This window comes from Streptomyces sp. NPDC051211 (assembly GCF_040689505.1).
Classification (GTDB): domain Bacteria; phylum Actinomycetota; class Actinomycetes; order Streptomycetales; family Streptomycetaceae; genus Streptomyces.
The window spans coordinates 25406-51258 of record NZ_JBFBAV010000014.1 but is presented as its reverse complement, the minus strand read 5'-3'; the positions used below and the strand labels follow the sequence as shown (position 1 = coordinate 51258).

Annotated in this window: 23 protein-coding genes and 2 pseudogenes; 14 read left to right on the top strand and 11 right to left on the bottom strand. The window is 71.4% G+C overall.

Annotated elements, in window-relative coordinates; translation table 11 throughout:
- Positions 1 to 8: 8 nt before the first annotated feature.
- The 3 genes from AB0447_RS16385 to AB0447_RS16375 all read left to right on the top strand — a co-directional run bounded on the left by AB0447_RS16385 (position 9) and on the right by AB0447_RS16375 (position 3383).
- Complete coding sequence (locus AB0447_RS16385) at positions 9 to 1001, top strand: ATP-binding cassette domain-containing protein (protein ID WP_366477433.1); 993 nt, start codon at positions 9 to 11, stop codon at positions 999 to 1001.
- 141 nt (positions 1002 to 1142) lie between these two features.
- On the top strand, positions 1143 to 1835 hold the full coding sequence (locus tag AB0447_RS16380; protein ID WP_366477432.1) for a DUF1707 domain-containing protein: 693 nt from the start codon (positions 1143 to 1145) through the stop codon (positions 1833 to 1835).
- Between the two features lie 102 nt (positions 1836 to 1937).
- Positions 1938 to 3383: a DUF445 domain-containing protein gene (locus AB0447_RS16375; protein WP_366477333.1), complete on the top strand. Its 1446-nt coding sequence runs from the start codon at positions 1938 to 1940 to the stop codon at positions 3381 to 3383.
- Between the two features lie 162 nt (positions 3384 to 3545).
- Here AB0447_RS16375 and AB0447_RS16370 read toward each other — a convergent pair whose 3' ends face one another.
- Positions 3546 to 3845: a hypothetical protein gene (locus AB0447_RS16370; RefSeq protein WP_366477332.1), complete on the bottom strand. Its 300-nt coding sequence runs from the start codon at positions 3843 to 3845 to the stop codon at positions 3546 to 3548.
- A gap of 47 nt (positions 3846 to 3892) precedes the next feature.
- Positions 3893 to 4081, bottom strand: coding sequence for a hypothetical protein (locus AB0447_RS16365; protein WP_366477331.1), 189 nt, complete (start codon positions 4079 to 4081; stop codon positions 3893 to 3895).
- Between the two features lie 151 nt (positions 4082 to 4232).
- Here AB0447_RS16365 and AB0447_RS16360 point away from each other — a divergent pair, with 151 nt between their 5' ends.
- Together AB0447_RS16360 and AB0447_RS16355 are read left to right on the top strand one after the other, a co-directional pair.
- Positions 4233 to 4769, top strand: coding sequence for a GNAT family N-acetyltransferase (locus AB0447_RS16360; protein ID WP_366477330.1), 537 nt, complete (start codon positions 4233 to 4235; stop codon positions 4767 to 4769).
- Between the two features lie 289 nt (positions 4770 to 5058).
- Positions 5059 to 5561 (top strand): annotated as a pseudogene (locus AB0447_RS16355) (amino acid--tRNA ligase-related protein); the annotation flags it as partial.
- Between the two features lie 62 nt (positions 5562 to 5623).
- Here AB0447_RS16355 and AB0447_RS16350 read toward each other — a convergent pair.
- The 7 genes and pseudogenes from AB0447_RS16350 to AB0447_RS16320 all read right to left on the bottom strand — a co-directional run.
- Positions 5624 to 5671 (bottom strand): annotated as a pseudogene (locus tag AB0447_RS16350) (hypothetical protein); the annotation flags it as partial.
- Positions 5672 to 5808: 137 nt separating this feature from the next.
- Positions 5809 to 6585, bottom strand: a complete 777-nt coding sequence (locus tag AB0447_RS16345) for a DUF6339 family protein (RefSeq protein WP_366477329.1) — start codon at positions 6583 to 6585, stop codon at positions 5809 to 5811.
- Positions 6585 to 7487, bottom strand: a complete 903-nt coding sequence (locus tag AB0447_RS16340) for a hypothetical protein (RefSeq protein WP_366477328.1) — start codon at positions 7485 to 7487, stop codon at positions 6585 to 6587. Before AB0447_RS16340 ends, AB0447_RS16345 begins: the two co-directional genes overlap by 1 nt.
- On the bottom strand, positions 7484 to 9352 hold the full coding sequence (locus AB0447_RS16335; RefSeq protein ID WP_366477327.1) for a hypothetical protein: 1869 nt from the start codon (positions 9350 to 9352) through the stop codon (positions 7484 to 7486). The genes AB0447_RS16340 and AB0447_RS16335 overlap by 4 nt, the downstream gene beginning before the upstream one ends.
- Positions 9349 to 10362 carry a PD-(D/E)XK motif protein gene (locus AB0447_RS16330; protein ID WP_366477326.1) on the bottom strand — a complete coding sequence of 338 codons (1014 nt, stop codon included), beginning with the start codon at positions 10360 to 10362 and terminating at the stop codon, positions 9349 to 9351. Before AB0447_RS16330 ends, AB0447_RS16335 begins: the two co-directional genes overlap by 4 nt.
- Positions 10359 to 12941: a Z1 domain-containing protein gene (locus tag AB0447_RS16325; RefSeq protein WP_366477325.1), complete on the bottom strand. Its 2583-nt coding sequence runs from the start codon at positions 12939 to 12941 to the stop codon at positions 10359 to 10361. The genes AB0447_RS16330 and AB0447_RS16325 overlap by 4 nt, the downstream gene beginning before the upstream one ends.
- Before the next feature lie 312 nt (positions 12942 to 13253).
- Positions 13254 to 14522, bottom strand: a complete 1269-nt coding sequence (locus AB0447_RS16320; protein ID WP_366477324.1) for a DNA cytosine methyltransferase — start codon at positions 14520 to 14522, stop codon at positions 13254 to 13256.
- 560 nt (positions 14523 to 15082) lie between these two features.
- Here AB0447_RS16320 and AB0447_RS16315 point away from each other — a divergent pair.
- Together AB0447_RS16315 and AB0447_RS16310 are read left to right on the top strand one after the other, a co-directional pair.
- Positions 15083 to 15481: a very short patch repair endonuclease gene (locus AB0447_RS16315; RefSeq protein ID WP_366477323.1), complete on the top strand. Its 399-nt coding sequence runs from the start codon at positions 15083 to 15085 to the stop codon at positions 15479 to 15481.
- Positions 15482 to 15586: 105 nt separating this feature from the next.
- Positions 15587 to 15736, top strand: coding sequence for a hypothetical protein (locus AB0447_RS16310; protein WP_366477322.1), 150 nt, complete (start codon positions 15587 to 15589; stop codon positions 15734 to 15736).
- Here AB0447_RS16310 and AB0447_RS16305 read toward each other — a convergent pair.
- Positions 15718 to 16719 (bottom strand): SEC-C metal-binding domain-containing protein, encoded by a 1002-nt coding sequence (locus AB0447_RS16305; RefSeq protein ID WP_366477321.1) that lies wholly within the window; start codon positions 16717 to 16719, stop codon positions 15718 to 15720. The genes AB0447_RS16310 and AB0447_RS16305 overlap by 19 nt on opposite strands.
- A 56-nt stretch (positions 16720 to 16775) precedes the next feature.
- Here AB0447_RS16305 and AB0447_RS16300 point away from each other — a divergent pair, with 56 nt between their 5' ends.
- The 4 genes from AB0447_RS16300 to AB0447_RS16285 all read left to right on the top strand — a co-directional run bounded on the left by AB0447_RS16300 (position 16776) and on the right by AB0447_RS16285 (position 20039).
- Complete coding sequence (locus tag AB0447_RS16300) at positions 16776 to 17618, top strand: class E sortase (protein WP_366477320.1); 843 nt, start codon at positions 16776 to 16778, stop codon at positions 17616 to 17618.
- Between the two features lie 89 nt (positions 17619 to 17707).
- Entirely contained in the window at positions 17708 to 18037 is a 330-nt protein-coding gene (locus tag AB0447_RS16295; protein ID WP_366477319.1) for a DUF6412 domain-containing protein, read from the top strand.
- Positions 18038 to 18186: 149 nt separating this feature from the next.
- Complete coding sequence (yidC, locus tag AB0447_RS16290) at positions 18187 to 19044, top strand: membrane protein insertase YidC (protein WP_366477318.1); 858 nt, start codon at positions 18187 to 18189, stop codon at positions 19042 to 19044.
- Positions 19045 to 19181: 137 nt separating this feature from the next.
- Positions 19182 to 20039: a fumarylacetoacetate hydrolase family protein gene (locus AB0447_RS16285; protein WP_366477317.1), complete on the top strand. Its 858-nt coding sequence runs from the start codon at positions 19182 to 19184 to the stop codon at positions 20037 to 20039.
- A 221-nt stretch (positions 20040 to 20260) separates the two neighbouring features.
- Here AB0447_RS16285 and AB0447_RS16280 read toward each other — a convergent pair whose 3' ends face one another.
- On the bottom strand, positions 20261 to 21352 hold the full coding sequence (locus AB0447_RS16280; RefSeq protein ID WP_366477316.1) for a Gfo/Idh/MocA family oxidoreductase: 1092 nt from the start codon (positions 21350 to 21352) through the stop codon (positions 20261 to 20263).
- Positions 21353 to 21399: 47 nt separating this feature from the next.
- Here AB0447_RS16280 and AB0447_RS16275 point away from each other — a divergent pair, with 47 nt between their 5' ends.
- The 3 genes from AB0447_RS16275 to AB0447_RS16265 all read left to right on the top strand — a co-directional run bounded on the left by AB0447_RS16275 (position 21400) and on the right by AB0447_RS16265 (position 25666).
- Positions 21400 to 22506, top strand: coding sequence for an ROK family transcriptional regulator (locus tag AB0447_RS16275; protein WP_366477315.1), 1107 nt, complete (start codon positions 21400 to 21402; stop codon positions 22504 to 22506).
- 1455 nt (positions 22507 to 23961) lie between these two features.
- Positions 23962 to 24723, top strand: a complete 762-nt coding sequence (locus AB0447_RS16270; protein ID WP_366477314.1) for a hypothetical protein — start codon at positions 23962 to 23964, stop codon at positions 24721 to 24723.
- A gap of 190 nt (positions 24724 to 24913) precedes the next feature.
- Positions 24914 to 25666, top strand: coding sequence for a GntR family transcriptional regulator (locus AB0447_RS16265; protein ID WP_366477431.1), 753 nt, complete (start codon positions 24914 to 24916; stop codon positions 25664 to 25666).
- Positions 25667 to 25853: the final 187 nt, after the last annotated feature.

Genomic DNA, 25853 nt, shown 5'->3' with positions numbered 1-25853 from the left:
CGAACCTGATGGCAACGCCGCCGGCCAAGCCGCCGGCCAAACCGTTGATCGAGCTGCACGAGGTGGAGAAGGTGTTCGACGTACGGCGTCGGGCAGGCCTGATCCGGAGGGAAAAACACCAGGTCAGGGCGGTGGACGGGCTCAGTTTCGAGGTCGCCGCCGGGGAGATGGTCGGCTACATCGGGCCGAACGGCGCCGGGAAGTCGACCACGATCAAGATGCTGACCGGGATCCTGACGCCGAGCGGGGGCCGGCTGCGGGTCGCGGGCATCGACCCGGCGCGCGAGCGGCTGCGGCTGGCGCACCGGATCGGGGTGGTGTTCGGGCAGCGGACCACGCTGTGGTGGGACCTGCCGCTGAAGGACTCGTACCAGCTGATGCGCCGGATGTACCGGATCCCGGACGCCCGGTTCCGTTCGAACCTGGAGCGGTGCGTGGAGCGGCTGGACCTGGCCGAGCTGCTCGACGTACCGGTGCGGCAGCTCTCGCTGGGCCAGCGGATGCGCGGGGACATCGCGGCGGCGCTGCTGCACGACCCGGACGTGCTGTACCTGGACGAGCCGACGATCGGGCTCGACGTGGTGAGCAAGGCGAAGGTCCGGGGTTTCCTGCGGCAGCTGAACGAGGAGCTCGGCACCACGGTGCTGCTCACCACCCACGACCTGCAGGACATCGAGCAGCTGTGCGAGCGGGTGATGGTGATCGACCACGGGCGGCTGATGTACGACGGCCCGCTCGGCGGGCTGCACGCGGCCGGGTCGGTGGGGGAGAGCGAGCGGACCCTGGTGGTGGACCTGGAGCGGGAGCTTCCGCCGATCGTGGTGGACGGGGCACGCACGGTGAAGGTGGAGGGGCCGCGGCAGTGGCTGGCCTTCCCGGCGGCGCAGTCGGCCGCGCCGCTGGTGGCGGCGGTGGCGGCCGCGTATCCGCTGGTGGACCTGTCGGTGCGGGAGCCGGACATCGAGGACGTGATCGCGCGGATGTACGCGGGCCGCGGATAAGTCGTATGACTGGCTAGGCTGTTGTTCATGAGCGATGACGAGCCCGGGCAGCCCGACCAGTCCGGGCAGCGCGACCGGCCCGGCCAGCCTGACCGGCCTGACCGGCCTGACCGGCCTGACCGGACCGATCGGACCGGGAAGCTGCCGGATCTGCGGGCCTCCGATGCCGACCGGGAGCGGGTGGCGGAGCGGTTGCGGGATGCCGTCGCCGAGGGCCGGATCGACATGGAGGAGTTCGAGGAGCGGCTGGAGGCGGCGTACACGTCCCGCACCTACGCCGATCTGGAACCGCTGACCCGGGACCTGCCGGGGCCCGGTGTTTCGGCGATGAGTGCGCCGGGCGTGCCGGGTGCGCCGATGGCCGGGGTGCCGGTGGCGGGCGGGCAGGTCCCGGGCGGGCCGGCCCACGGGCCCGGCGCGGCTGCGGACTGGCCGGTCCGGGTCGGCGGGCAGGCGACCTCGTCCGCGGGAGTCGCGGTCATGTCGCGGGTCCAGCGCAAGGGGCACTGGACGGTCCCGGCGCGGTTCGACGCCGTGGCGTTCTGGGGCCGGGTGGAGCTCGACCTGCGCGAGGCCCGGTTCGCGCAGCGCGAGGTGGTGATCAACTGCGTGGCCGTGATGGGCGGCGTGGAGATCGTCGTACCGCCGGGCGTGGAGGTCGACGTACGGGGCTTCGGCTTCATGGGCGCCTTCGACCAGCAGGACATGCCGGGGCCGCCGGAGCCGGGCGCGCCGCGGGTGGTGGTGACCGGGCTGGCGTTCTGGGGCGGTGTGGAGGTGAAGGTGCGCTCGCCGCGGACGCTGCCGCCGCCCCCGCTGCGCAAGGAGCTGTAAGGGCTGTCCCGGCCGGTATGGCGTGCCGGGAACTCCTGGAGGCCGCCGGGAGTCGGATGCTATGCAGACAAAACCGGCGCCCCCGGGGGAAGGCAGGAGTTCGTGGAACGTACAGCGGAACCAGAACCGGACGCGGCATCGGGCGCGGGCGGGGGCGGGGGCACAGACGGGGGCGCGGGCACGGGCTCGGGCGCAGGCGCCGGCGGGGCTGCGGGTGCGGCTGGGGGCGCGTCGGGGTCCGGGCCGAAGCCCGGCGCGGGCGGGGCGGGGGCAGGGGCCGGGGCCTTCCTGTTCAGCGCGGCGGACGAGGAGCGCAGGCGCGGCGTCCGCCGGATGAAGACCACGGCGACCGGCCTGCTGGTCCTGGTCGCGCTGATCTACGTCTTCGCCAAGATCGCCCAGAACGCCTGGGGCGCGGGCGGCTGGGCCGGCTACGTCGCCGCCGCCGCCGAGGCCGGCATGGTGGGTGCGCTGGCCGACTGGTTCGCCGTCACCGCGCTGTTCCGGCGGCCCCTCGGACTCCCGATCCCGCACACCGCGATCATCCCCACCAAGAAGGACCAGCTGGGGGTCTCGCTCGGCGAGTTCGTGGGCGAGAACTTCCTCTCCCCCGAGGTCGTACGCGCCCGCCTGCACGCCCTCGGCATCGGGGGCCGGCTCGGCGCCTGGCTGGCCGAGCCGGAGCACGCCGACCGGGTCACGGCCGAACTCGCGACCGCCCTGCGCGGCGCCCTCACCGTACTCCGGGACTCCGACGTCCAGGCGGTCGTCGGCGAGGCCATCACGCGGCGGGCCGAGACGGCCGAGATCGCGCCGGGCGTCGGCAAGACCCTGGAGCGGATCGTCGCGGACGGCGGGCACCGCAGGGTGGTCGACCTGGTGTGCGTGAAGGCCCACGACTGGCTGGTGTTCCACGGGGACTCGGTGATGGACGCGGTCCAGGGCGGCGCCCCCGGCTGGACCCCGCGCTTCGTGGACCGCAAGGTCGGCGAGCGCGTCTACAAGGAGCTGCTGCGCTTCGTCACCGAAATGCGGGACATGCCGGAACATCCGGCGCGGGGCGCGGTCGACCGCTTCCTGCGGGACTTCGCGGCGGACCTGCAGGAGGACACGGACACGCGCGTGCGGGTGGAGCGGCTGAAGGCGGAGATCCTGGCGCGGGGCGAGGTCCAGGACGTCATCGCCTCGGCCTGGTCGGCGATCCGGTCCATGATCCTGTCGGCGGCCGAGGACGAGCGGAGCGAGCTGCGCATGCGGGTGCGCGCCTCCCTGATGTCCCTGGGCGCGCGGCTGGCCACCGACAGCCGGCTCCAGTCCAAGGTGGAGGGCTGGATCGAGGGCGCGCTGGTGTACGTGGTCACCACCTACCGCACCGAGATCACCTCGCTGATCACGGACACCGTGGCCGGCTGGGACGCCGAGCACACCTCCCGAAAGATCGAGGCCCACATCGGCCGCGACCTCCAGTTCATCCGGATCAACGGCACGGTGGTCGGCGCGCTGGCGGGCCTGCTCATCTACTCGGTGAGCCAGGCCTTCGGGGCGTAGCGCGGACCGCCGTCAGGACCGCCACGCCCGGGGGCCGGTACGGGGGCCGTACGGGGTACGGGCCGTACGGTTTGGCCATCTGGGGGCGCGGCGGTCGCGGCGGGACGGCTGCTGCGGTCCGGTCCGGTCCGGTGCTGCGGTCCGGTCCGGGGGTCGGTGCCCCTACCCCCGGTCGGCGACGGCCCAGGAGGCGGCGGCCACCACACCCGCCACCCCGAGCACGGCCGGCCAGGCGCCGACCTTCTTGGCCAGCGGGTGGGACCCCGCGAACGCGGCGACGTACAGGGCGCCGAGGGCGGCCGCGGCGGGGGTGCCGGCGCGGCGGTGCCACTCCCGGCCGGCCGCGATCCCGGCCGCGCCCAGCACCACCCCGCCGAGGGGCCGCTTCCGGGTGAACCGCGCAACGGCGTACCCGCCGACCAGCCCTGCGGCAGCCACCGCCGAGGTCGGAACCTGAGCCATGATCATTCCCTCCGCCAAACCACGTAGTCCTACCGAGTCTTCCGAGGCTATCGCGAGCGCCGGGCGAACCGGCGGGCGCCCAGCAGACCCAGCAGCAGCACCACCCCGCCGATCGCGGCATCCGGTACGGCCTCCTGCACGGGCGCGGGCAGCAGCGCGAGGAAGCCCAGCACGAGCAGGAACACGAGCAGGAAGGCGAGCGCGCACGCGCCCAGCATCCCGATGAATCTGTCCACGCCCGCTCAACGGCTGGGGACGGGCACCCGACACGGGCGGATTTGTCGCACACTCGCCGAATCTGCCGAAGGGCCGGAGAACGGAACCCCCCAGGCGTAGATTCACTCTCCAAAACCGGAGTATTTCCCCCACCCCCAGGAGCGGCCACCCGTGATCTGCTACGGACCGACCGTCCTCGACCTGTCGGACGAACTGCTCGACACCTACGCCGAGGTGTTCTCCGCCCCGCCGTGGAACGAAGACGAAGAAACCATTCGCCAGTTCGCGTCGCGACTGACCGCCGACACCCGGCGGGCCGGCTTCCGGGCCGCCCTCGCCCAGTCCGAGGCCGGCATCGACGGCTTCGCCACCGCCTGGCTGACCAAGTCGCCCTTCCCGGCCGACCGCGGCTACGCCCAGGTCACCGCCCAGCTGGGCGCGGCCCGGGTCCGCGAACTCCTCGTCGGAGCCCTGGAGATAGACGAACTCGCCGTCCGCCCGCACGCCCGCGGCCACGGCACCGGCCGCGCCCTCCTCGCCGAGATCGCCGCCGACGCACCCGACCGGCGCGCCTGGCTGCTCACCGCCCGCGCGGCAGTCGACACGGTGGCCACCTACCGCCGCCTCGGCTGGCACGAGGTCCCCGCACGCCCCGGTACGGAGACGGGCGTGATCGTCTTCCTGTCCCCGGACCACCCGAACCGCTAAGACATGTCCGCCGGTCGGTCAGGCCGGGCTGGCGTGTCCCGACACGCACGCACGCACCAGAGCCCGCTCTCTTATCCCGGCCTGACCGACCGATGGACTGGTCGTCGGGTGTCCTGTGGATCACGGCACGCACACCTCCCGGACCCGTCCGGGCGGCCCCTGGCAGCGTTACTGCCCCGGGTCTACCTCTGATCTTGCGCAGTGCTCCGTCCCTCCAGGCGGAGGTGAAGTGCATCTTGGCCCGGTAGCGCGAGGCGCCGGAGTTCGCTGGGCCGCAGCGACCGTAGATATCGACTGGCGTTTCCTCGACGTACGCAAGCGGGCGACGGCGCAACTGGTGTTCACCGCGCAGACGACCCTGGAGCAGGGGCTGCGCGAGTACGCCATGCAGAACGGCTGCACCGAGATGCACACTCCGAAGCTGATGGGCACCGCCTCGGAGTCCGGCGCGGAGGTATTCAAGCTCGGGTACTTCGATCGGTCGGCCTACCTCGCGAAGTCGCCCCAGTTCTACAAGCAAATGGCCGTGGCGGCCGGCATCGACCGGGTCTTCGAGATCGGTCCCGTCTTCCGGGCCGAGCCGTCGTTCACCTCCCGGCACGCCACCGAATTCACCGGCGCGGACGGGGAGCTGTCTGGATCGACGTCGAGGACGTGATGGAGTGCGAGGAGCGGATGCTCGCCCACGCCATCGCGGAGGTCGCCGAGGTCCACGGCGAGGCGATCCGGGAGGTCATCGGCGTCGAGTTCGTCGTGCCGGAGACCCCGTTCCCCAGGATCACGATGGCTGAGGGCGGCTGAAATGCCCGCCACTGCCGGCGCCACCGCTCCACCGACCGCTCCGACACCCGCAGCGCGGACGCGATCTCCCGGTTCTTCTCCCCGCCCTCGAAGTGTTCCACGGCCTGCAGCCGGATCCGCTCCCGCGCGGCCCCCCGGCGTCGGTCAACCCGCCGCCCTGCGCGTATCTCACGGTCCAGGGCTACCGGAACCGGCCAGGAGCTATCAGGCGAACGGCCCCGACATCACCCAATCAAGTTCAGTAGGTACCCACCCGCGTCACAGCGCGCAGCGACTCCTCCACGAGCGCGCTGAGCTCAGCGTCCAGCGTTTCTGCTGGCAGCGAGTCGAAGGAGATGAATGCGTTGAGCCTGCGCACCCGCTTGAGGAAGTCGCGAAACAGGTCACGTTCCCTTGCGTCATCGTGGGGGACATCCACGCCTTCCCAGGTCCTGACGATCGCCCGGACAAGGTGAGGGCTTCCACCGATCGAAGTGCGTCGGGCGTAGATCTGGTCGAAGGCGGCCTCACCGAGGACGGACAACGCCGCGTAGACGTCCTCTCTGTCCGCCCCCTCGTCATGGAGCAGGTGGGCCCGCCACCAGAGACGCCCGAACACGTGGCGGGTAACGTCGGTTCCGAGGACGCGGTCACGGTGGAGGTCGGGGAAGCGCCACGCCGCGACATCAGGCATGGAGACCAGCGAGAGAAACGCCCACAGGTCGCCAGCGACGGCCTCTGCGGGGATGATTCCCGACTCCCGGTGGAGGATCTCCGCGACAGCGATGTCGAAGGCCGCTGCCTGCCGTCTCGCCGGGTTTGCGGGGTAGCCCCGGTCGACGGCGCATCCGACCACAGCCTCGCGTAGCGTCCGCAACTGCTGCTGTGGGAGCCTGACACCTCCCGTCGCCGCGTAGAACACGGCCGGATGGGAGGGGTCCGCCCGCTCCTGCAGTTGTTCGACACTCCTCCCCAGACACTCTTCCCGAAGTGACGTAGCGGCCTTCGGCAGCAGACGCGGATACAGGTACGCCATTAGGGCTCCTTCTTGAAGAGGCCGACGGCGTGCTGGACCCGTGCGGAGAGGAGCGCCGGGTCGCTGCGGCGCATCGTGCGCAGCGAGGCCAGAGTCGTGCTCGGCAGGTAGGTGCGGATCATGCCGAGGAGCGTGTGCCCGAGCGTGTCGGGTTCGAACACCGAGTCGTCGTCGAGTTCGTCGTCCGCGACTGCACGCTCGACCATCAGGCGCAGCACGTCCTGTCGTAGGGCCGAGTGTATGAGCCGCTCCGCGTACGACGCCTTATCCGCCCTGCGTAGTGCGTTCAGCACCACCGGGCTATTGCTGTTCACCAACAGGACGACGGCGCCCATGGTCGCCGCCTCGAGGTTGGGACCGATGTCCAGGTACCAGGGGGCGTTCTCCGGGTAGCCAGCCTCCTTGAAGTCGACCACGGCCATCGGAAATTGAGAGGCGTCCCCCTGCAGCCGGACGCTGACCCCGTGACGCCACAGGATCGAGCCCGCGCGTCGGGGACCGGTCGGATCGGGGTTCTCCACGCCTTTCGCGAGCACGAGTTGCGTCTCGACGGAGAGCGTGCCGCCGCTGTCGCGTCCGGGCACTATGAAGGCGAGTTGGGCGGACCTCTGGCCCGTCCCGTTTAGCGGAACCTGGTCGGCCAATCTTCGGATGCCGCTTCCAGAGGAACTCCATACGGCCGTGAGGGCGAGCTCGGCCTCTGGGGGGAGGGCGGTCGACTCCCGGACCGCATCGAGGTCGACGTCGAGGACGGCTTCGAGGGGCAGGTCCCTCTGAAAGTCCCAGTCCGGGATGGACGAGGGAAGCGGCACCGCCTCGCCGTCGTCGGACTTGAGCGACCAGACGGTGATGGACACGCTGTCCGAGGCGGCCATGCGATACGGATAGGCGCGGCGATTCACACGACCACCTGCCCCGGCTCGACCACCACTATGAGCTCGGTGACGGTGTCGGGGGCGGGCCTGACGACGAGCGACCAGACCACACCGTCCCCGCCCTGCGTCGAAAGGCTGCGCCCCTCCTCGACGGCACCCGAGTCCGAACGCCACCCCAGCACGGTGGGGGTCGAGGCGCCCAGTGGAGGTTCCGTCTCGCTGCCCTGTCCGTCGCCGAGGGCGATGGCGGGTCTGCCGTGCACGATGTGCACACCGGGGTCCGGCAGGGTGAAGTGCTGAACGATCACGGCTTGTCCGTCGAGCACGTCGTGTACTGGGTCCCCGATATAGACGACCCGTTGCCGGCCCCGGGCGCGTCCCGGCCTGCCAGTGGGTGCCGGCGAGCCGCCGACTCCGCTCGCACCACCGTTGCCCCCCGCGATGGCCGTCGTCCCGCGGGCGTCGGGGAAGACAGCTGCCGCCCCCTCACCCGAGGCACCAGCCATCAGCCCAGCCATCAACTGACTCATACCCGCGAGGGAGACACCCTCACCGGCCCCGTTGACGACCGGGGTCGGGCCGGAGGCCTTCTTCATCACGTCCGAGATCTTCCGCAACGCATGCTTGGCCAGCCTGTGCTCCTCTCCCTGAAGCTTGTCGACCAGCCAGTCGTCGTGGGTGGCGGGCTCGGTGGCTGCGAATACTCGGTCCATGCCCGGGTCCGCACGGAAGACCGCTGCGTACCCGCCGTGCTCCTCGTAGAAGGGAGGACCCTCCATGTACTTGACCACGAGGTCCACCGGGCGCATCAGACAGGTGTGGTGCAGACGGTCCCCCAGGCCGGCCTCCCGCGCCGCCTCGGGCATCGGGCCGGCGGGGGCGAGGACCTTCCTCATGCCGAGGCGCCCGAGGTCTCGCTGCAGCGACTTGTGCTCGATGAGGAGGTTCATGTCGTCGTACGCCCAGATGAACGGACGCAGATGGGGTACTTCCGAGGGCCGGGGCACGGGCACGGGGCGGCCTTCGTGGAGGACCGTGAAACGCATCGGCGCATCTCCACCCTCTGGCAACATTTTGGGCCAGAGGTTCCACACAAGGGCATCCGCAACCCACCGCATCGCCTCATCGTCGGCGCGCTCGCCGAACGCCGGGTCGACGACGGCAACCGTGGTTCCCGTACCGCCTTCGGGGAATCCCGCTAGGCCCAGCCGTCGGGCGACCTCGTCGGCCTCGTCGCCCACGAGGGGCTCGATGTAGTCGCCGCCGACCTTCCCCCAGTAGTGACGTCCGGTGTAGGTCTTGGACTCCCCCGCGGTATCAGTGGTGTAGCTCTCGTGTACGGCCCACCCGATGAGTCGGGTCTCCAGGCGGCCCTCAACCCGGCATCGGGTGTGGACGAGGACTGTGTGCGAAGCGGAGATCAGGTGGAATACGGCTTTGCCGAACCCGTAGGTGCCGCCCCTGCCGCTCGCGTCCCGTGAGCTGCCGATCTTGCGTACGAACGATACGAAATCGGAGTCCCCGGGAATCGCGACGTCGGCCCTGGTTGGTCCGCCCAGGCCTCTGGTGCCCGTGTCCGTCACCGTGAGCACGCGCATTACCGTCCGGGCTAGGGACGCACGAAGCTTGAGATGGTCCGCCCGCGGAACTCCCTCGGACAGCAGATCGCGCCAGACCGGAGCCTCACCAGGCCCGAGCGTGCGCAGCTCGACCCTGTAGTCGACCGGGCCGTCGTTGGTACGCGCGTCCCAGCTGTTCTGGACGGACTCCCTCACCAAGAGGGTCAACGGGTCCAACTCTGTGGCGTCGAGGTTCTTGAGCGCGCCTTCGGCTGCGCCTCCGCCGCCCGGTCCGTAGGGTTCAGAGAGCCATCGGGCGCCGTACGTGTTCACGAGAACCCCCCCATATTGCTGATCAACGTGGCGACGGCCCGGTCGTCCAGCGGGTCGGACCGGACACCGGCGAGGTCGACCGTGTATCGCACGTCGTACACGCCGTCCGGAACCGTGCCGGCCAGAGATGAGCAGGTCAGGCGGGGGAACTCGTCGTCGACCTCGTACCAGCGTGATTCAACCGGTATGAGACGCGATTCGCCTCCGCCGTCAGTCGGTTGGACGGGGTACCCGAGGCGCGCGAGTCGGGCCGAGAGTTCCGACTCGTCGTCACAGATCTGTGCGGCCTCGGCTACGAGTTCGCCCACGGTACGTCCGTCGGGTCGACGTTCGAACCGGTACCAAGCCAACAGGAGTTGTCCGTCCTGCGCGGGTTCGAGTTGATCGAGCCCATGTGCCTCGAACGTGCGTCGTCCGGGGGCGGCGAGCGTGCTCTTCACCTCGACGGCACGGACCCCGTCGGAGAAATCGTGCCGCGCACCCTCGGGGCCGGTCCAATGCCGCACGGCACCGGGGTCGTCGTTCAGAAGCCGGATCAGCACGAGGAGTTCGCCAGCCAGGCCGACCTCCTCCGTGACCGTGAGCCCTCGGGGTCCTCCGCTGAAGAGCTGACGCCAGCGGTTCACGACCGCGAGGGTGGTGCGATAGGGGCGTCGGCCGTATGCCTCGAGTGCCACGAGCACGTCGCCGCAGAGCCCCGTGAAGACGTCGTCGAGGTCGCGTCGGGTGCAAACGAGGTCGGCGAAGCGTCCATAGACCTCGTCGTCTTGGAGTCGCCGCTCGGAGATGCGCAAGGCGCCGCCGATACGCCCCGTGGGGATACCCCGACGCCCCTTCAAGGGGATCAACAGGTGTCGTAGCCCGTCCGCGTCCATCGCGGCCGAGACGGGCCCGTGGTCGGTGGGAACGTGCAGCTCCGAGACTCTGAGAGCTGCTCCTGGGTGTACCGGGGCCGCGGCGAGTTCGGCCCAGTGTCGATCGAGGGCAAGCCGCAGGTCGGTGCCGCTCACCGGTCGTCCTCGTCGAAGAGGAGGGCTAGGTCCTCTTCCTCTTCGTCCGTCACGGCGGACAGGTCGGCGCTGTACCACTCCACCTCGCTGTCCTCGCCCCGCGGCATCGGGAAGACCAGCCCGACGCCGATGACGTGGTCGACGGCGTCCAACGGAGCGCGGAGGGCGCGCTTGGCGGGCGAGGGGGACAGAGCGTCGATCGGGTAGAGGGTCAGCAGGGCCGTGTCCGGGGACTGGATACGCCGAGCCGTTTTGAGGGCGGCCTCCGTGACCTCCCCGATCTTGGCGAGATCGAGGTCCACGCCGGCGTCGCGACGGCTCATGAGGGTCTTGATGTCCGCCGCGTCGTGTCCGCTCGTTTGGAGCCTCGCACGGATGACACGGTCGACGGCGATGCCCGGTGCGAACTCGTAACGCCTGTCGGCGTCGCCGTTCAGCGGGTTTCCGATAACCGCTACGTTCCACCGTTTCAGCGCGCCGCCGCCTGCGGCCCGCACCCGGCGCTCGACGTAGCTCCGAAGCAGCTTCGCGTCACACTCCATCGACTTTTCGTGGAAGCGGTAGCGGTCCAGGAAATCCAAAACTAGGTCGTAGGGGACGTTCCGCAGCACGTGCCGGCCCTCGGCGCTGCGGTCCTCGTGCCTGGCTCCCGCGACGCGCAGGGAGCGGTCGACCAGTTCGTGGGCTGCATCCCGGTTGGCGCGCAGCCAGTCAGCATCCCGGGTCCGGAAATAGCGGGTCTGGACCCGCTGCCCCCCATAGGACGCACTGGCCTTCACGGCGTCACGCATCTTCGCGGCTGCGGTGATGCGTAGCGCCGGGTGGTTGCGCAATCGGACGGCGAACGACAGGGGAGTCTTGTCCTCGACCATGTACAGGTCGATGTCCCGGCGCATCTCCGACTCGACGGTGGCGATATGGCGGAACCAGTCCCGCAGCTCATCGGTCATCCAGATGCGCGGCAGGTCCGAGTATCCCTCCCGGAATCCGAACCAACGACCCATTTGGAGAAGGGTGTCGTAGGTTGACGCCCCGCGTACGAAGTAGCTGACCGCAAGGCCCTCGAGCGTGAGCCCGCGGGAGAGCGTGTTGCCGCCTACGGCGATCGCGACGACCGGCCCCGTCTCGTAGTCAAGCCGTTCCACGCTCTTGGAGTTGTCCATGATGATGCGGCAGTCGTCCACGACCCCGCCCAGCCACGGCAGGAGTTCATCGAACGGCACAGGCTCCTCGCCGAGGTCCGGCTCGGAGCCGGGTACGCGAGCCGTTTCCGTCTCCCAGAGGCCCCGGAGCTCGGCCACTAGTGCGGGGTCGGGGTCCTCGAGTTTCAGCGCGGAGCGGGACCTGAACGCCTCCAGGGGCGCCTTGAAGCTCTCGTGGACCAGGGTGCTGACGCTGGTGTGGACGAGCATCGTGGAATGGGGAGTGCCGCGGCGCCGCACCCGCCGGGCCGCGGTCACGAGCCAGAAGTAAAGCACGGCCGTGCGGAGGGCACCGTCGATCTCCGGTACGAAGCCCTCGATCTCGTCGCGCCCCGGCCGGACGAGGGAGACCTCGTCGTCGGGCACGCTGCGGATCATGTCGTACCCGTCCGGCACGTCCTGGGGGTCCTCCCCGTCGAGGGCCTCCCGTCCGAACAGGACCTCCGTGCCGAAGTGACCCAGAGGCTTGGGCAGGTTGACGACGAAGTCCTCCGGGTAGAGGTCCTTGGCCGCGGGGTCGATGAGGAGGTTGGCAAACGGCGTCGCCGTGTAGCCCACGTATCCCCCGCGGGGGAACAGGTCGATGATCTCCCTGATCAACGGGTTGGTGCTCTTCGAGGCGACACTCGCCTGGTCGGCCTCGTCGTCGATGATCAGGGTGGGGCAGTTACGCAAGTAGTCGGGGGCCTTCTCGAGCCAGGCCTTCAGCTTCCTCAGCCGGGGTACGTTCTTCTTGATCACGCAGAGCACGTGCTGTTGGCTCTTGTCACCGAAGAAGGCGGCCGGGTTGCCGGTGGGCGGCTCGAAGTCCCCCTCCCGTGCGGTCAGGGGATGCCACTGATCGATGACGGGGTCTACGAGCTGTCGCTCCAGACGGAGCTGGGTCTGACGTCGCAGGCCGTTGTGGACTCCCGCGAGGACGATGAAGAACTTGTACCCCGCGTCCGCGGCCTTCGCGATCAGAGCGGTGAAGTTGGTGGTTTTACCCGACTGGACGTACCCGACGACGAGACCTCTGGTGGAGAACTCACTCTCCAGAGGATGGTCGAGCATTGAGACGACCTTGGTGGACGCTACGTCCAGGTCGCGGAGGCTCTCCTCGCTCCACGACTGCTTGCCAAGCAGCTCGCGCAGGGCGGGCCAACAACGGTCGTCGTCCTGCGGGCCCACGTACCAGGTGACGCGGTTGTGCCGGACGACGGATCCGGGTTCACGCCTGTCGCGGACCTCTATGGTCTCCCGCTGATGACGTTCGGCGATTTGTCTGGCCAGCTGCTCCTCCATGCCGAAGAGCCTGATCGTCGCCAACGCTTGCTCGGGCGTATGCGTTTTGATGAGACGGCGGAACGCCTCATATTGGTCGTCGAACTCGTTCAAGGTCCCCACCCCTATTCCGCGCCGAGCGCCACGTTCGTCCGGCGTCGACGATCTTCCTCGTTCCGAGTCGCAACGCATACACATGCGGACACGAACGGGAGTAGGGGCGGGCGATCTGGGGTTCGGGCGACGCTCCCCCGGGACCGTCGGAGACCCACACCTCGCCTACGGGCACTCCATACGGTCGCGCGCGGTACACGGTGGTTCACGACGAACTTTATCCCCCGATGGGCGACCCTCGGGGGTCGCGACCATAAGTGGGCCCACGTGGGTTCGTCGCTTTCAAGCCGGCACGGGCACGCCGTCGGTGTCTTACACCACGGCGAGATTCCGCTTCCCCCCACGAGCGCGGGGCGCGCGGATCGGCTGTGCGGCGAGGGGCTCAACCTGGGCGAGCAACAACGGCGCCAGATGCTCGGCGATGGCTCGCCCGAGCCCGACGGGCACGGCATTTCCGATCTGGCGTGCGATCTGATTCCTGCTCCCGCACCACACGAATCCGGGCGGGAAACCCTGGAGCAGGGCTGCCTCGAGGTGGGTGATGGGGCGGTGGAGCCAGGGGTGCAGGTAGCGCCCCTTCTCCGGCTTGAAGAACTCCGTGCGGATGGTGACGGAGGGCTTGTCCCGGAAGAGTCTCCCCATGACGTCAGCAGATCCGGTCTTGTGCTTCCTCCAACAAGGGGAGAGGAGTTCGTCGGGCAGATTGAAGCGGTTACCCCCTTCGGGGATCGCCCGATACCGCTCCATGGACCGGTCGGTGATCCCGTTGCGACGAAGGTGCAACTCGTCCATGGTGAAGCGCCCCGCAACCCGTCGCCCGTTGATCTCCTCCCATCTGTCCGGCAGTTCCCGCGAAGGCTTCCGCAACACGAGGTCCGAGATCGTCTCCCAGACCGTCTGCTGTGGAGTCTGACGGGGTCCGGGGATCAAGAGCGGCTGCAGCTCCAGCTCGGACACGTCCTCGACGCGCTGCACCGTCCCGGGGACCAGAAGGTCCTTGCGAAGTCCTACGAGGATCGTGCGCAACCGCCGCTGCGGCACGCCATGGTCGGCCGCGTTGATGATCTCGTCACGGATCACGTAGTCGGACAGGGCTCCGCCCGGATGGGTTTGGTCGACGAGCAGCTTGAATTCCGGCGAACGCCTGAAAGCGTCGACGTTCTCCATGACGAAGGCTTTGGGGCGGGCCGCGGACACCACGGTCAGGTAGTGCCGCCACAACTGGTTGCGCTTGTCGTCCGGATCCTGATTGCCGAGGCGGGAGAATCCCTGGCACGGCGGTCCACCCAGGACGATGTCCGCCTCGGGAATGCCGTCCACCCTCGCAACCCACTTCGCGATGTCACCCTGGTAGACGTGCCCACCGAAGTTGACCGCGTACGTGGCCGCCGCGGCCTCATCGAGCTCCACTGCGGCAATCGGCTTGTACACGGCGCGCCCCCCGTGCCGGACATCCGCGAACCCCTGCGTGAGGCCACCGCAACCCGCGAAGAGGTCGATGGTCCGGAGGGGGCGAACGGGGGCGCTGACGCCACCGAGGAGATCGTCCGGATTGTCCGCGTCGGGTAGTGCGTGGGTCATGCGCGAACTCTAGCCGGCCCTATCTCGCCTGACAACGGGCACAGGACATAAGTAGGGTACTACGCCTGTTCTCTTTGCGCCGGCCCCCTTGCCGGTCCAGGGAGGCGTGGACCGGCACGGTTGAGACGTCGTACCTTCCGAGAGTGGCAAATGTCGAGAAGAATGCGAGGCCGGAGGCGCGCCAGGGGAAGGCCCCGCTCGCCCGCGGGGAGGTGCCCCCTCGCTCGTGGCGTCCACGGCCGGGGCTGACCAAAACGCAACGCTCGAGGGAACAGGATCGCGCGGCCGGGGGTGCGTCGAATCGCCTGGTGGACGTAGGGGGCGGGCGCCTAGGGACGGCGAGTGTGACGTTGACCCCGTCCCGTAGAACTGGCCGGGTATCGGCAGCCCTGCAGTGGACGGCGGACGGGAGGAGGCGGAAACTCTCTCTCGGGACGGTTGCCCTCCCGACGCGTTCCGCCAACCTGCGGGAGGCATGGCGCCTGGCGGGAGAAGCTGGCGCCCTGGCCGGGGAGGACATGAGGGGGTCGTGGGCCTCTTCGCCGGGCACTCGCGCTTCGATGCGCTCCAACAAGAGCCGCGACACCAAGCCCGAGCTTCGGTTGCGTTCCCTGCTGCATGGGGCCGGGCTGCGGTACCGGGTGTCCGCCAAACCGATCCCAGGTCTGCGCCGAACGGCGGATGTGGTCTTCACAAGGGCCAGGGTGGCGGTGTTCGTAGACGGCTGCTTCTGGCACGGCTGCACCGAGCACCGGTCGGTCCCCGTGACGAACCGGGACTTCTGGAGCACGAAGATCGAGACCAACGTCAAGAGAGACAGGGAGACGGACCGATATCTGATCGAGGCGGGGTGGGCAGTCGTCCGAGTGTGGGAACACACGCCCGCGGACGAAGCACTTGAGATCGTCCTGCGGGCCCTCGCCGAAGCGGACGGCCGGAGGTCGCCGGAGGGTCGCTAGGGCAGACGGCCGTTAGCCAGGTCTTCGATGGCGTACCTCGTGCCCCCGGGAACCGAACGGGGGACCGACCGGCTCCGAGAGCCCTCCGGACCAGGTCAGGGCGACGTGCTGACCAGCGCAAACGCCATCCGTGCCGCCCGCGACGATGAGTTCTTTGAGCTGTTCCTCGAGCCCGCTGGTGATCAGGGTCTCGTGCAGTCCGATGACCGGCTCGAGGAGCTCGGAGCCGGTTTTGATCACTCCTTGACGCCGTGACACTCCGTGTAAGGCTTGCCCGACGTGCACCAGCACGGGGCCGTTGGGGTGGGGGGCCAGGGGGTGGCTTTGCCGCGGGCGGCGAGGGTGGTGGCGTATTCCGCCAGGAGGGACGGGGAGGCCGGGGAGGTTTTCTCCGAGGCGGCGAAGGCCTCGTACGAGGGGACGCTGGCCGTGACGATGCCGAGGTTGTGGGTGCCGGAGGCGGCGAGGGTGCGGAGGGAGGTTTCGACGGCGGTCAGGTGCGCCGCGTGCGAGGGGTACTCGGTGGTCAGGGTGGGGTAGGCGGTGAGGAGCTCGGTGAGTTCCTCGACCGGCCAGTGGAGGAGCGCGACCGGGAACGGGCGGGAGAGGGCGGCGCGGCGGTCGCCCAGTTCGGCGCGGAGGCGGGCGATCTCGGCGCGGAGCTCGGCGGGGTCGTCGGAGCCGAGGGCCCAGATGCGCTTGGGGTCGTGGAGCTCGTCCAGCGGGACGGGACCGGTGTGGCGGGTGTCGGCGACCATGTCCCACTCGTCGTGCGGGAGCCCGAGGAGGCGGCGGACCCGGTGGCGGCCCGTCAGCAGGGCCGTGGTGGCCGGGGTGAGCGGCACGTTGTCCGAGATCAGCAGGGTCGCCGCCTCGGTGAAGCACTCCTCGGAGGCCGTCAACTCGTCGTGCGTTTCCAGGGCTTCGGCGATCACCTCCCACGGGGCCGGGTCGGCGGGCGCGGCCGCGCGGATGCCGGAGATCAGGGCGCGGGCCTCGGCCTCGTGGCCGTACTCCCAGAGGTTCGCCGCCTGGAGGGCCTTGATCAGGTGGGGGTTGTCGGGGGAGGAGGAGAGGAGCTGGTCGTACAGGCTGCTCGCCCGGTCGCGTGCGTCGGCCAGTTCGAGGTGGGCCGCGGCCTGGAGGAGCAAGGGCTCCTGGTCCTCGGGGTAGCGGGTCGCCGTGCGGATCAGGCGCTCGGCTTCGGCGATGTGCTCGGCAGGCGTGTCGGGGCGCATGGTTCACACGGTACTGCTGCTGGTCAGTTGACGGGGGAGGACCTAGGGTGCCGGCCGTGAGGGATCGCATACCGGTGGTGGTTCAGGGGCGGCGGCGCGGGCTGCTGGCCCGGGGGCTGTGGGGTGCGGCCGAGCTGGCGGTCACCGCGGGGGTGGTGGTGATGTTGCTGGTGGTGCATCAGGTGTGGTGGACCAACCGGCAGGCGGTGGCCGACGCCCGGGAGCAGGTGGCGGTGTTGGAGGAGGCTTGGGGGAGGGGGGACGGGGCCGAGTTGCCCGCACCGCCCGACCCCGAGGCAGTCCCCCGTCCGTATCCTTCCGAGACCCCGTCCGATCCGTCTTCGTCCGGGGCGCCCCTGCCGGATGGGCCGCCGGTGGCCGCGCCGTCCCGGACGTCGGTGCCGGCGGAGGGTCCGGCCGCGCGTGAGCAGGCGTACGCCGTACTGCGCATCCCGCGGCTGGGTGTGGCTGTGCCCGTGGCCCAGGGGGTCAGCCGGAGGGGGGTGCTCGACAAGGGGTACGTGGGGCACTACCCGGGCACCGGGCGGCCGGGCGCGCAGGGGAACTTCGCGCTGGCCGGGCACCGGAACACGCATGGCGAACCGTTCCGCTACATCAACCGGCTGCGGGTGGGCGACGAGTTGGTCGTCGATGTGAAGGGGAAGCGGTTCGTGTACGTGGTGGGGAAGACGCTGGGTGAGACCTCCGAGCGGGACACCGGGGTGATCGCCGCGGTGCCGCGGAGCACGGTCCGGCCCCAGTACGGGTACAGCGAGCCGGGTGCCTACATCACGTTGACCACGTGCACGCCCGAGTACAGCTCCAAGTACCGGCTGGTGGTGTGGGGGACGCTCAAATCCTCCGAGCGGAGGACCCCGGCTGTCAGTGGGCGTGGCTAGTATCGAAGGCACGATCGAAGAGGGTCGGAGTGGGTCGGAGCGGGCCGGAGAGTCGGAGAGGTCGGATGGGAACGGGGAGGGGGGTACGGATGGGCGAGTGGATGCGGGCGTTGACGGCGCGCGTGGCGCCGGTTGCCGTGCTCCTCGTGCTGGGGGTGGCCGGAGTGGCCGCCGCCGTCCTGGGCGAGGGCGGTTTCGCCTCCGCCGTGACCTTCGCGGCGACCGCGGCCGTGAGCGCCGCCGTCCTGGGCTGTGCCGCGCTGGTGGCGCGCAGCGCCTCGCCCGTGCCGCCCACCCGAATACGCACCGCGATCCGCGATCGCGAGCAGCGTACGGCGTTCCTGCCGCAGCGTGATCCCGACGCCTCGGGCCGGTCGCGGCCCAGGGCTCCCGGCCGGCCGTCCCTGACGGCCGCGTAGGGGTCCGCTCCGCACCACCTCGCTGTTCCGCGCGCCCCCACGTGGCTCGTCACGCCGAAATCTCATCTTTCGGTGCCGCCGCTCCCATCACCTCACACACCTGTGCTGTGTGTGCCGTGGCGGCAGGACGAGACCCTCGGAGGGTTCACGTGTCCGTTTTCGCTGTCTTCGCAACCTTCGTTTCCCAGCTCGCCGATCTGCTGGAGCCGGTCTTCGCGGCCTCCGCAACCGCCGCGGCGATCGTGGTCTTCACCGTGCTCGTACGGGTCGCCCTGCACCCGCTCACCCGGGCCGCCTTCCGTGGTGAGCGGGCCCGGGCCGCGCTCGCGCCCCGGCTGGCCGAGCTGAAGCGCCGCTACCCCGGCCCCAAGAACGCGGACCGGCTCCAGAAGGCCGTACTGGAACTGCACGCGGAAGCCGGTACGTCTCCGCTCGCCGGGTGCCTGCCGATGCTGGTGCAGCTGCCGGTGTTCTTCGTCATGTACCGGGTGTTCTCGGCGGGCCGGCTCGGCGGGGAGGTCAACGGCCTGCTGGGCGAGGGGCTGCTCGGGGCTCCGCTCGGCGGGCGGTGGACGGACGCCCTGGCCGACGGCGGGGTGTTCGGGCCGCAGGGGCTGGTGTTCCTCGGCCTGTTCGCGGCGATCGCGGCGGTGGCCGGCTGGACGGTGCTGCGAGCGCGCCGGGCCATGGCCGCGGGCAACGGCCCGGCGGGGCTCTCCGCCGCCGTGCAGCGGGGGCGGTCGGGGCGGGCCGGGTTGGCGGCGGGGGCGGGTGCGTCCGCCGGGGACGAGCCGGGGGCGGCCCTGCTGGGCCGGATGCTGAAGGTGATGCCACTGATGGCGTTCGGGACGCTGATCACCGCGGCGTTCGTACCGCTGGCCGCAGGCCTCTACCTGCTGACCACCACCGCGTGGACGGCCGGCGAGCGGGCCTGGCTCCAGTACCACTGGGACAAGAAGGAGATAGCGGGCGAAAAGGTGGCGAAGAAGGCGGCTGGGGCCAAGTGACGGTCCAGTCTGTGAACAGGGTCTTGCGGATGGGACCGGCTTCTTGGAGGATCGGCCAATCCTCCGATGGCCGCAACCCATCGTCCGGCCCGGGGCATGCCCATGGGCCGACCACCCTCGACCACGGGAGAATGCCCATGAAGCTGCTGCGTGTCGGCCCGGTGGGGGCTGAGCGCCCTGCACTGCTCGACCAGGACGGGACCCTGCGGGACCTGTCCGGCCTTGTCACGGACGTGGACGGCGCACTGCTCGCCGACGAGTCCGTGCTGTCCCGGGTACGGGACGCGGCGGCCGCCGGCGAGCTTCCCGTGCTCGACGCCGAGGGGCTGCGCATCGGTGCGCCCGTCGGCCGGATCGGCAAGATCGTGGGCATCGGCCTGAACTACCACTGCCATGCGGCCGAGGTCGGCGCGGAAGCGCCCGCCGAGCCCATCGTCTTCCTCAAGGCGCCGGACACGGTCGTCGGCCCGGACGACACCGTGCTGGTCCCGCGCGGCAGCGTGAAGACCGACTGGGAGGCCGAGCTCGCGGTCGTCATCGGCGCCACCGCCCGCTACCTGTCCTCCGCCGAGGAGGGCCTCGCGCACGTCGGCGGGTACGTCCTCGCGAACGACGTCACGGAGCGCGCGTTCCAGATCGAGCGCGGCGGCACCTGGGACAAGGGCAAGAACTGCGAGACCTTCACGCCGCTCGGCCCCTGGCTGGTCACCGCCGACGAGGTGGCGGACCCGCAGGCCCTCGACGTGAAGCTGTGGGTCAACGGCGAGCTGAAGCAGAACGGCTCGACCTCGGACCAGATCTTCCCGGTCGGCGAGGTCGTCCGGTACCTCAGCCACTTCATGACCCTGTACCCCGGCGATGTGATCGTCACCGGCACGCCGGCCGGCGTGGCCGCGGGCCAGCCGGAGCCGATGCCGTTCCTGCGGGCCGGCGATGTGGTCGAGCTGGAGATCTCCGGGCTGGGCCGGCAGCGCCAGGAGTTCAAGAGCGCGTAGTACCGCGCGTGGTAGCACCGCGCGTGGGTGGGGGGAGTGGCCGGGCGCTGCCTTTCGGGCAGCGCCCGGCCTGCTGTGCGCCCGGCCTGCGGCGCCGGGAGCAGCCTTGCTCGCCGTCCATCCATTCGTCCGCCCGCGCCGGAAGCGTGCTGTGCGGCCGTCGTGCGGTCGCCCGCCTGCAGTGTTGCTACCGCCCGCTGCGATTCCGTTTTCCGGCCCGGTCAGTTCTGGTCGAGGCGGACGGTGGCGCCCTCCCGGGAGGACCGGCGGGCCGCTTCCAGCACCGCCAGGGTGTGGGCCGCCTCGCGGGCGGTGACCGGTGCCGGGCCGCCCTCCCGCAGCGCTGCCGCGACGGCCGCGTAGTACGCCGGGTAGTCGCCCGGCGCCGTCGGCACCGGCCGCCCGCCGCCGGTCAGCGGGGACTCCCCGGAGCCGACTGTGCCCCAGCAGTGCTCGGGCTCCACACCCCACGGCTGGTCGGGCTGCCCGGGGCGGCGGCCTTCGCGCAGGGCCGCCTCCTGCGGATCCAGCCCGTACTTCACGAAGCCCGCCGAGGCGCCCAGCACCCGGAAGCGCGGGCCCAGCTGGGCGGTGGTCGCGCTCATGTAGAGGTGGGAGCGGACCCCGTTCGCGTGGGTGAGCGCGATGAAGGTGTCGTCGTCGGTCTGGGCGTCCGGGCGGCGTACGTCGGTCTCGGCGTAGACCCGTACGGCCGGCCCGAACAGGACCAGGGCCTGGTCGACCACATGGCTGCCGAGGTCGTACAGCAGTCCGCCGATCTCCTCCGGGGCGCCGGACTCCCGCCAGCCGCCCTTGAGCTGCGGCCGCCACCGTTCGAAGCGGGACTCGAAGCGCTGGATCTCGCCGAGCTCGCCGCCCGCGATGATCCGGCGCAGGGTGAGGAAGTCGTTGTCCCAGCGGCGGTTCTGGAAGACGGAGAGGAAGGTACCGCGGCGGTCGGCGAGATCGGCGAGGGCGCGGGCCTCGTCGGCGGTCGCGGCGAGCGGCTTGTCCACGACCACCGGAACGCCGGCCTCCAGGGCGGCGGTGGCGAGCGGCACATGGGTCTTGTTGGGGGAGGCGATCACCACGAGGTCGAGGGCGGGTGTGCGCGTCCAAAGGTCCGCGGGGGAGTCGGCGAAGCGCACCTCGGGGAACTCGGCGCGGGCCTGGGCGCGGCGCTCCGGGTTCGAGGTGACGATGGTGTCGAGGACCAGCCCTTCCGTCGCGGCCACCAGGGGGGCGTGGAAGACGGAGCCGGCCAGGCCGTAGCCGATGAGGCCGACGCGGAGCGGGGGGAGAGCGGTACTCATGCGACTACTTTGGCAACAGTGTTGCCGAAGTGCAAGGAGCGGGGAGAATGGGTCGGGTGAACAGGGGTACTGGGGTCAATCTGCCGGGGCTGCGCGGCCACAACGCGGCGCTGGTGCTGGACCTGCTGCGCGGGGCGGGCGCCGGGGGGCTCGGGCGCGGCGAGCTGGCCGGGCGTACGGGGCTGACCCCGCAGGCCGTCAGCAAGATCACGGCACGGCTGCGGGCCGAGGGGCTGGTGGCCGAAGCCGGGCGCGGGGAGTCCACCGGGGGGAAGCCGCGCACCCTGCTGCGGCTGGTGCCGGAGGCCGGGCATGCGGTCGGGGTGCACCTCGACCGGGACGGGCTGCGGGCGGTCCGGGTGGACCTGGCCGGGCGGGTGGTGGCGGAATTCCGGTCCGGGCTGGACTTCGGGGCGGGGCCGGAGGTGGTGGTGGAGGAGGTGGTACGGGCGGTACGGGAGGTGCGGGTACGGGCGGTACCGTGCGCCGGCGGCGGGTCGGGGTCGGCCGTGCTCGGCGTCGGGGTGGCGGCACCGGGCCCGCTCGACCGGCGCACCGGGGTGCTCGGGCGGGTCACCGGGTTCCCGGACTGGCAGGGCTACGGGCTGCGGGACGCGCTGGAGGCGCGGCTCGGGCTGCGCGTGGAGCTCGACAAGGACACTCACGCGGGGGCTGCGGCCGCGGGATGGGCCGGCCCGGGCGCGGGCGTGTACCTGCACCTCGGGACCGGGCTGGGGGCGGGGCTCTGGCTGGACGGGGCGGTGTACCGGGGCGGGCGGGAGGGCCGCTCGGGGGCCGGGGAGTTCGGCCACCAGGTGCTGCTGCTGGACGGCCCGCCGTGCCGGTGCGGGGCGCGCGGCTGCGTGGAGGTGCTGTGCCTGGCGGCGGTGGCCCGCGGGGATGCCGCGGAGGCGGCCAGGATTCTGGGGGAGGCGGCGGCGAACCTGGTGGCGCTGCTGGACGTGGAGCGGGTGCTGCTGGGCGGGCGGGTGGTGGCGGAGTCGCCGGGGGTGTTCTTGGCCGGGGTGGGGGCTGTGCTGAGGGAGCGGGCCGGGGGGATGGGGGCCGGGGCGGCGGAGGTGGGGCTGGCCGGGGGAGGCGTGGCCGAGGGCGCGGCGGAACTAATCCTGGCCCCCCTCTTCGGCCACACCTGACCGGCCCTGGCCCGGCCCTGGCCCTGGCCGGGCCCTGTCTGGCCCGGCCCAGCCCGGCCCTGTCTGGCCCTGCTCGGCCCGGCCCGGTCCGGCGGCTGCTGGGAGCCCGGCCCGGCGGCTGCCGGGGGCCTCGCCCGCGGTGCCGGCCTTCTCCCGGCCGGGCCTGCGCTTACGGCCGGCGGCGCCGTGGCCCGGCCGGGCTCCGCCCGACGTCGGGCTGCGGAGGGCGGGCGGGACCCTGCGGGGCTGTTCCCCCACCCCGCCCCTTCCCGAAACCGGGCTCCGCCCGGACCCGTTCAACCCCGCGTTGCCGTCGCGGGGCGGTTGGCCAGGCCGGCTGCGGCCCTGCCCGTCGGGCTCTGCCCGGACGTGTTCCGGCCCGGTTGGATCCGGCGTGGCTGCGGCCCGGTCCCGCCCGCCGGATGGGCGGCCAGGGGCGGTGAGCCCGCCGGGCTGCGCCCGGACTCGTTCAACCCCGCGTTGCCGTCGCGGGGCGGTTGGCCAGGTCCGGCTGCGGCCCCCTGCCCGTCGGGCTCTGCTCGGACGTGTTCCGGCCGGTTCGGACCCGGCGTGGCTGCGGCCCGGTCTCGCCGGCCGGTTAGGCGGCCAGGGGCGGTGAACCCGCCGGGCTGCGCCCGGACCCGTTCAACCCCGCGTTGCCGTCGCGGGGCGGTTGGCCAGGCCGGCTGCGGCCCTGCCCGTCGGGCTCTGCTCGGACGTGTTCCGGCCCGGTTGGATCCGGCGTGGCTGCGACCCGGTGTCGCCGGCCGGTTAGGCGGCCAGGGGCGGTGAGCCCGCGGGGCTGCGCCCGGACTCGTTCAACCCCGCGTTGCCGTCGCGGGGCGGTTGGCCAGGTCCGGCTGCGGCCCCCTGCCCGTCGGGCTCTGCTCGGACGTGTTCCGGCCGGTTCGGACCCGGCGTGGCTGCGGCCCGGTCCCGCCCGCCGGATGGGCGGCCAGGGGCGGTGAGCCCGCCAGGCTGCGCCCGGACCCGTTCGCCTTGTCGATGCCGATGCCGGGCAGTGGTCCGACCGGAATGCGACGTGCCGGCGCCCGCAGTCCCACCGGGCGTTGCCCCGGCCAGATCGTGTCCGGCAGCCGGGGGCGTGGGCCTCAGGGGAGTCAGCGCCCCGCCCGCGGCCCACTCGGCTCCCCCGGCCTGTGTCCCCAGCGCAGCCGCAGCCGCGCGCGCTGCTGCGCGGGCCACCACCCGGGGGCCGGTGAGCCCCGCCCGGCTGGTGCATCTGGCCCCCGCTCCGCGTAGTCGAGGCCAGGGCGGCGGCTCGCCCAGGTCTCAGGGCCAGTAGTGTGTGGCGGGGGCGGCCATTTGGGGGGAATTCGGCGGAGTTGTGGGCGTGGCGGGTGGAAGGGGGTCGCGCGCGTGGGAAAGTGCCGGGCGTGGCGGGGTGATAGTCACTTCGTCCGATCATCGTCCGGCGAGCAGCGAAGGCCCTTCATGCGACTGCGCAAAGCCCTTGCCCTCCCCGGCGTGCTGCTCGCCCTGGCCGGGCCGGCGGCCGCCGCGCACGCCGACGCGCCGCAGGACATCGGCGCCGGCAGCGGCGCCAAGCCCGCGCCCGCGCTGCCCTCGCGGGCCAAGGCCGTCTGCGGCGACGCCAAAGCCACCGAATTCCCCATCGGCGCCCGGATCAGAGGCGGCCCCGCCGTCTACCGCACCGGCGGGGACCCCCAGACCTGGTACCTGGACCTGACCAACTCGACCGGCACCCCCTGCACCGCCGTCCACCCCGTCGTCGTGTTCGCCGACAAGGCCCGCACCCTCCGCCCCGAGCACCTCCGGATGGAGTTCCAGGCCCCCACCGGCACCTATCCGGCCAGCCTGGAGCGCACCGACCGCGACGAGATCATCGCCGTCTTCGACGGCGGCAGCGCCTTCCCCGGCTACTCCGTCGCCCCCGGCGGCTCCGTCACCGTCAAGGTCGCGCTCTCCTTCACCCCCACCGCCCCGACCGGTGAGGTGGTCGCCGATGCCGCCCTCGTCCAGCGCAGGGGGGACGACGGGGACTGGATCGGCGAGGCCGGCGGCTACCGCTTCTCCGTCGAAGGGCCCGAGGCGCCCGCCGCCGAGGCCGGTTGGGAGCCCGGACTGCTGGCCCGCACCGGAGCCGGGGAGTGGGTGTACGCAGGCCTGGCCGCCGGGGCGCTGGTCGGCGGCGGCGGTCTGCTGGCCGGGGCCCGGCGGCTGCGCGGGCGCTGATCGCCCGTACAGTCCCAGCGTGGAACCGAGCGAGAAGCACCGCCCCGAAAGCCTCCCCGAAAGTGTCCCCGGAGACCTCCCCGCCGGCCTCCCGGAGGCCCGTCCGGAGGATCGGCAGGACAGCCGGCACCAGAGCCCGGCCGAGGGTCGTGCCCGCAGCGCCGCCGAGAGTGGGGCCGGGCAACGGCCGGTGACGGAGCACCGGCCCGGTTCGCCCGTCCGCTCCGGGATCCCCGAGCACGGCCGCATCCCCAAGTACTACGCCGTCAAGGCCCGCATCGCCGATCTCATCGAGGAGTTGGGCGAGGGCGGGCTGCTGCCCACCGAGCGCGATCTCGCCGAGCGGTACGACGTGGCCCGCGAGACCGTACGGCAGGCCCTGCGCGAGCTGCTCCTCGAAGGGCGGCTGCGCCGCTCCGGGCGCGGCACCGTCGTCGCCGGGCCCAAGCTGGAGCAGCCCCTTTCCCTGGCCAGCTACACGGAGGGGGTGCGGCGGCAGGGGCGCCGGCCCGGCCGCAATCTGATCGGGCTGGAGCAGTTCCCCTGTCCGCCCGACCTGGCTCCCGGCATCGGCGCCGAGCCCGGCGAGCCCGTCTGGCACCTGGAGCGGGTGCTGCTCGCCGACGACGAGCGGGTCGGGCTGGAGAGCACGTACATCCGGGTGGCCCGCGTACCCCGCCTGGACACCGAATTCCAGCCGGACTCCTCCTTCTACGGCTACCTCCACGACCGGCTCGGCATCGTCTTCGGGGACGCCGACGAGAAGCTGGAGACCGTGCTGGCCACGCCCCGCGAGGCCCTGCTCATCGGCACCCCACCGGCGCTCCCGATGCTGCTCATCCACCGGTTCTCGCGGGACCGGGACGGGCGTCCGCTCGAGCGGGTGCGTTCGCTCTACCGTGGTGACCGGTTCAGCTTCACGACGCACCTGAAGCCCCAGTAGCCCCAGTAGCCCCCAGAGCGGGAGGGCTGTAAGGGGTGTAAGGGGCGTAAGGGGCGTTGGGGGGGCGAGGATTTCAACCATTCGACGTGCCGTGCGGTTACGGAACGATAACGGGTCTAGTCCAAGAGTCGAGGGCTGTTCACCGGCGCGTTGCCGGGGGGATCCTCCCGGGTCACGGGTCCCCAAC

Bases quoted from the DNA above. Each gene is read 5' to 3' on its own strand.
- AB0447_RS16275 (WP_366477315.1), top strand. From the start codon at position 21,400: ATGGGTCGGGTGAACAGGGGTACTGGGGTCAATCTGCCGGGGCTGCGC.
- AB0447_RS16315 (WP_366477323.1), top strand. From the start codon at position 15,083: ATGCGCTCCAACAAGAGCCGCGACACCAAGCCCGAGCTTCGGTTGCGT.
- AB0447_RS16285 (WP_366477317.1), top strand. From the start codon at position 19,182: ATGAAGCTGCTGCGTGTCGGCCCGGTGGGGGCTGAGCGCCCTGCACTG.
- AB0447_RS16370 (WP_366477332.1), bottom strand. From the start codon at position 3,845: ATGGCTCAGGTTCCGACCTCGGCGGTGGCTGCCGCAGGGCTGGTCGGC.
- AB0447_RS16270 (WP_366477314.1), top strand. From the start codon at position 23,962: ATGCGACTGCGCAAAGCCCTTGCCCTCCCCGGCGTGCTGCTCGCCCTG.
- AB0447_RS16345 (WP_366477329.1), bottom strand. From the start codon at position 6,585: ATGGCGTACCTGTATCCGCGTCTGCTGCCGAAGGCCGCTACGTCACTT.
- AB0447_RS16295 (WP_366477319.1), top strand. From the start codon at position 17,708: ATGGGCGAGTGGATGCGGGCGTTGACGGCGCGCGTGGCGCCGGTTGCC.
- AB0447_RS16280 (WP_366477316.1), bottom strand. From the start codon at position 21,352: ATGAGTACCGCTCTCCCCCCGCTCCGCGTCGGCCTCATCGGCTACGGC.
- AB0447_RS16320 (WP_366477324.1), bottom strand. From the start codon at position 14,522: ATGACCCACGCACTACCCGACGCGGACAATCCGGACGATCTCCTCGGT.
- AB0447_RS16385 (WP_366477433.1), top strand. From the start codon at position 9: ATGGCAACGCCGCCGGCCAAGCCGCCGGCCAAACCGTTGATCGAGCTG.
- AB0447_RS16305 (WP_366477321.1), bottom strand. From the start codon at position 16,719: ATGCGCCCCGACACGCCTGCCGAGCACATCGCCGAAGCCGAGCGCCTG.